This window comes from uncultured Caballeronia sp., from assembly GCF_964243625.1.
Taxonomy (GTDB): domain Bacteria; phylum Pseudomonadota; class Gammaproteobacteria; order Burkholderiales; family Burkholderiaceae; genus Caballeronia.
Genome location: NZ_CAXTGZ010000481.1, coordinates 1 through 4660 on the forward strand (window position 1 = coordinate 1; position 4660 = coordinate 4660).

Below are 4660 nucleotides of genomic sequence, written 5' to 3' on the forward strand. Positions count from 1 at the left end.
CGCGCCGCCCTCAGGCGATCGGAAGGCATCGACGGCGTAGGTGCTGGTCTTGGTGACATCGCGCCCGCTGTGGATCTGATTGTTGAACGCGACCAGCACGCCCTGCTTCCACGATGCCTTGCTCGCCGCCACAGTGACCGCGTTGAGCAAATTGAGCGGCCCATCGGCGGATAAGGCAGTCGATGGCCGCATGGCCGCCGTCAGCACAACCGGCTTGTCGCTCTTGACGGTGAGATGCAGCAGATACGCGGTTTCTTCGAGCGTATCCGTGCCATGAGTGATGACGACGCCATCGATGTCATCCTGCGCGAGCAAGACATTCACGCGTGCGCATAAATTGGCCCAGAGCGCCGGCGTCATGTCCTTGCTGTCGATACTCGCGACTTGCTCCGCGTGAATCCGCGCAACCTGCGACAAGGACGGCACGGCGTGAAGCAGTTTGTCGACGCCGACAACGCCGGCCTTGTAACCCGAGGTTTTCGCGACATCGCTCGCCTCGCCCGCGATGGTGCCACCGGTGGCGAGGACGGCAATCTGCGGCAATGAAGTGTGTAAGGAGTTCATGCCGCAATTGTAGCGGAGCGTGTCTGAAGCGAGTTTTACGCCGCCTCGCGCAACTGCGCCGCGATTTGCGCTTCATCCAGTTGCGGCGCGAACATCTCGATCAGCTTGTACGCGTAAGCGCGAAGGAAGGCGCCCTTGCGCAAGCCCACGCGCGTGGTGCTCGCCTCGAACAGATGTTGGGTATCGAGCGCGACGAGTTCGGTATCGCGCTTTTCATCGAAGGCCATTGCAGCCACAATGCCGATACCCATGCCCAGTTCCACATAGGTCTTGATCACGTCGGCATCGATGGCGGTCAGCACCACGTCCGGCATCGCGCCCACTTTCGCGAACGCCTGGTCGACGTGCGAACGGCCGGTGAAATCGTTGTCGTAGGTGACGATCGGGTATTCGGCGATTTCGTCGAGCGTGAGGTTCTCGCGTCCGACCAGCGGATGGCCCTTCGGCACGACTACCGTGTGATGCCACGAATAGCATGGGAAGGTAATGATGTCCGGATAGCGGTCGAGCGCTTCTGTCGAAATACCGATGTCCGCCTCGCCATTGATGATCATCTGCGCGATCTGCTGCGGGCTGCCCTGGCGCAGCGCGAGGTGGACTTTCGGGAACACCTCGGTGAACTGGCGGATCACCTTGGGCAGCGCATAGCGCGCCTGCGTGTGCGTGGTCGCCACGACCAGATGGCCGTTGTCCTGATCGGCGAACTGGCGCGCGACGCGGCGAAGGTTCTCGGCATCGAGCAGCATGCGTTCGATCACCTGATGCACTTCCTTGCCCGGCTCCGTCAGGCCCGTCAGACGCTTGCCGCGACGAATGAAAATGTCGACGCCGAGTTCATCCTCGAGGTCCTTGATCTGCTTCGATACACCCGATTGCGACGTATAAAGCACGTTCGCGACCTCGGTCAGATTCATGTTCTGGCGCACGGCCTCGCGGACGAAACGCAGTTGCTGGAAGTTCATGTCAGCCTCTCTTCTTGGGTAGTCTCAATGTGCCGGGAACACGCGCAGCACGCGCGGGACGGCGGTCACGCCATCGCCTATGTTCAGGTTCAAAGCGCGCCACGTCTCGCGATCCAGTTCGGCTTCGAGCACGTTGCCTTCCGCGCCTTCCAGGTCCACGCGCACCGAACCGCCGAGCGTCACGACGCGGCGCACGTCGACTACGATCCCATCGCGATGACCCGACGCCGTCGGGAACAGCGTGAGATCGTGCGGCCGGACGTAGGCGACCGCCGGACCCGCGAAGCTGGCTTCGGTCGCGATCGGTTTGGCGGCGCCTTGCGCCACGAAACCTTGTGCATCGACGGTCCCTTTCAGGCGGTTTGCCGCGCCCAGGAACTCGTACACGAACGACGTCTGCGGATGATCGTAGACGTCTTGCGGGCTGCCCACTTGCTCCACATGTCCGCGATTGAGCACCACGATCCGGTCCGCGACCTCCAACGCTTCTTCCTGGTCGTGCGTGACGAAAATGGTCGAGATATGCAGGTCGTCATGCAGACGGCGCAACCAGCTGCGCAGCTCCTTCCGGACCTTGGCATCCAGCGCGCCGAAGGGTTCGTCGAGCAGCAGCACTTTCGGCTCTACAGCCAATGCACGCGCCAGCGCAATGCGCTGCCGCTGACCACCCGACAACTCCGATGGAAACCGTTGCGCAAGCCAATCGAGCTGGACGAGCTTCAGCAGCTCATGCACTTTCTCGCGGATCACGGCTTCCGGCGGCCGTTCCTTGCGCGGTTTCACGCGCAGCCCGAACGCGACGTTCTCGAACACGGTCATATGGCGGAACAGCGCGTAATGCTGGAACACGAAACCGACCTGACGTTCGCGCGCGCCGACCTCCGCGACGTCTTCGCCGTTCAGCACGACCGAACCCGCATCCGCGTATTCGAGTCCCGCGATCACGCGCAACAACGTGGTCTTGCCGCAGCCCGACGGTCCAAGCAACGCGACCAGTTCGCCCGCGGGGAAGTCCAGCGAGACGTTATCCAGCGCGACGAAATCGCCAAAGCGCTTTTGCAAATTGCGAACGATGATGCTCATGGTGATCTTCGCCTTCTAGTTCTGGAGTGACGCGGCCGCGGGCTTGTTTACGTCGATATCGGCAGGCCGGGCCTGCGCGGCTTTTATCGATTTCTCCATGCGGTTTTCGGCGAGCAGTTTCAGCCCGAGCGTGACGAGCGCCAGCAGCGCCAGCAACGAGGCCACGGCGAACGCCGCCGAGAAGTTGTATTCGTTGTAGAGAATTTCGACGTGCAGCGGCATGGTGTCGGTCTGGCCGCGAATATGGCCCGAGACCACGGACACGGCGCCGAACTCGCCCATCGCCCGCGCGTTACAGAGGATCACGCCGTACAGGAGACCCCACTTCACATTGGGCAGCGTCACGCGCCGGAAGATTTGCCAGCCCGACGCGCCAAGCACGTGCGCCGCTTCTTCTTCGTCGTTGCCTTGGGCCTGCATCAGCGGGATCAGCTCACGGGCGACAAACGGGAACGTGACGAAGATCGTTGCGAGCACGATGCCCGGCACGGCAAAGATGATCTGCACGTTATGGTCGATGAGCCATGGTCCGAACCAGCCTTGCGCGCCGAACATCAGCACGTAGATGAGGCCCGAGACGACCGGCGAGACCGAAAACGGCAAGTCGATCAGCGTGGTGAGAAATGCCTTGCCACGAAACTCGAACTTGGCGATCGCCCACGAAGCGCAGAGTCCGAACACAACGTTCAGCGGCACGGCAATGGCCGCCGTGATCAACGTGAGCTTGATGGCGGACCACGCATCGGGGTCCTTCAACGAATCGAAGTAATACGCCACGCCCTTCGCAAAGGCCTGCGCAAACACGGCAGCAAGCGGCACGACGAGAAACAGCGCGAGAAAGATCAGCGCGATCGTCGTCAGGATCCAGCGCACGGCGCGCGATTCGGTAACGGGATCGAGCTTGTGTTCGATGGCACGCAGCGCCCCGAGATCCGCCGCTTTCTGGTCGACGCCGCTCATGCTTTGGCTCCATCGACATGCAGTGAACCGGCCAGCGCCGGCGCGGGACCCGCTCCGCCGCGGCTGGTGCGCCGCTGGAGGAACCATTGCAGCGTGTTGATCATGAGCAGCATCAAGAAGGACACGCACAGCATCACGACCGCAATCGCGGTCGCCCCGGCATAGTCGTACTGTTCGAGCTTCGTGATGATCAGCAACGACGTGATTTCGGATTTCATCGGCACATTACCCGCGATGAAAATCACCGACCCGTACTCGCCCAGCGCGCGCGCGAAGGCAAGCGCGAAGCCGGTCAGAAGCGCGGGGAACAGCGACGGCAGGACCACGCGGCGAAACGTCAGCCAGCGAGTCGCGCCAAGGCACGCGGCGGCTTCTTCCTGTTCGCGCTCGAAGTCTTCGAGCACCGGCTGCACGGTCCGCACCACGAACGGCAAGCCGATGAACGTCAGCGCCACCAGCACGCCCAGCGGCGTAAACGCCACTTTGAGCCCGAGCGGCGCGAGAAATTGTCCAATCCAGCCATTGGGCGCATACACGGCCGCGAGCGCAATGCCTGCTACGGAGGTAGGCAACGCAAACGGCAGATCGACTACAGCGTCCACGATCCGCTTGAACGGAAACGTATAGCGGACCAGCACCCAGGCGACCAGAAAGCCGAACACGGCGTTGATCAGCGCGCCGCCGAGCGCGGCCGAAAACGTCAGCCGATACGACGCCAGCACACGCGGCGACGTGACGGCTCGCACGAACGTTGCCCAGTCGAGGGTGGCCGTCTTGGCAAAGGTCGCGGCGAGCGGAATCAGCACCACGAGGCTCAGATACGCCACCGTGACGCCGAGCGTCAGGCCGAAGCCCGGCAGCGCGCTGGGCTTGCGGAAAGTGAAAGTTGTCATGCGTCCATCATCCAGTACCGTTGCGTCGCGGGGAACGGCGCTTCGGGGTTCTGACCGTCTGTGCGGCCGTGGTGGTGTTGCTGGTTTTTTGTGGCTTCTTACGACTACAGCATCGCGAGCGGATCAACGCAGGCGATGCTGTGCTTCATGCTTTGAAACTCGCCGCTATTACTGCGGCTGATAGATCGAATCGAACAC

5 protein-coding genes are annotated in these 4660 nt (G+C 62.3%); all 5 read right to left on the reverse strand.

The genetic code is table 11. The features are described 5' to 3' along the window. A partial coding sequence (locus ACFFAR_RS25185) for an asparaginase (protein ID WP_375508658.1) occupies window positions 1–564 on the reverse strand: 564 nt, incomplete at its 3' end. A gap of 35 nt (window positions 565–599) precedes the next feature. Then, window positions 600–1526 carry a CysB family HTH-type transcriptional regulator gene (locus tag ACFFAR_RS25190; RefSeq protein ID WP_375508659.1) on the reverse strand — a complete coding sequence of 309 codons (927 nt, stop codon included), beginning with the start codon at window positions 1524–1526 and terminating at the stop codon, window positions 600–602. A 24-nt stretch (window positions 1527–1550) separates the two neighbouring features. Further along, window positions 1551–2609 (reverse strand): sulfate/molybdate ABC transporter ATP-binding protein, encoded by a 1059-nt coding sequence (locus tag ACFFAR_RS25195; RefSeq protein ID WP_061999243.1) that lies wholly within the window; start codon window positions 2607–2609, stop codon window positions 1551–1553. A 15-nt stretch (window positions 2610–2624) separates the two neighbouring features. Further along, window positions 2625–3569, reverse strand: coding sequence for a sulfate ABC transporter permease subunit CysW (gene cysW / locus ACFFAR_RS25200; RefSeq protein ID WP_174364592.1), 945 nt, complete (start codon window positions 3567–3569; stop codon window positions 2625–2627). Then, window positions 3566–4462, reverse strand: a complete 897-nt coding sequence (gene cysT / locus ACFFAR_RS25205) for a sulfate ABC transporter permease subunit CysT (RefSeq protein WP_375508660.1) — start codon at window positions 4460–4462, stop codon at window positions 3566–3568. Before cysT ends, cysW begins: the two co-directional genes overlap by 4 nt. Window positions 4463–4660 lie beyond the last annotated feature (198 nt).

What these genes read in the sequence shown, in the direction of transcription:
- ACFFAR_RS25190 (WP_375508659.1), bottom strand. Translation starts at nt 1,526, where the DNA reads ATGAACTTCCAGCAACTGCGTTTCGTCCGCGAGGCCGTGCGCCAGAAC.
- ACFFAR_RS25195 (WP_061999243.1), bottom strand. Translation starts at nt 2,609, where the DNA reads ATGAGCATCATCGTTCGCAATTTGCAAAAGCGCTTTGGCGATTTCGTC.
- cysW (WP_174364592.1), bottom strand. Translation starts at nt 3,569, where the DNA reads ATGAGCGGCGTCGACCAGAAAGCGGCGGATCTCGGGGCGCTGCGTGCC.
- cysT (WP_375508660.1), bottom strand. Translation starts at nt 4,462, where the DNA reads ATGACAACTTTCACTTTCCGCAAGCCCAGCGCGCTGCCGGGCTTCGGC.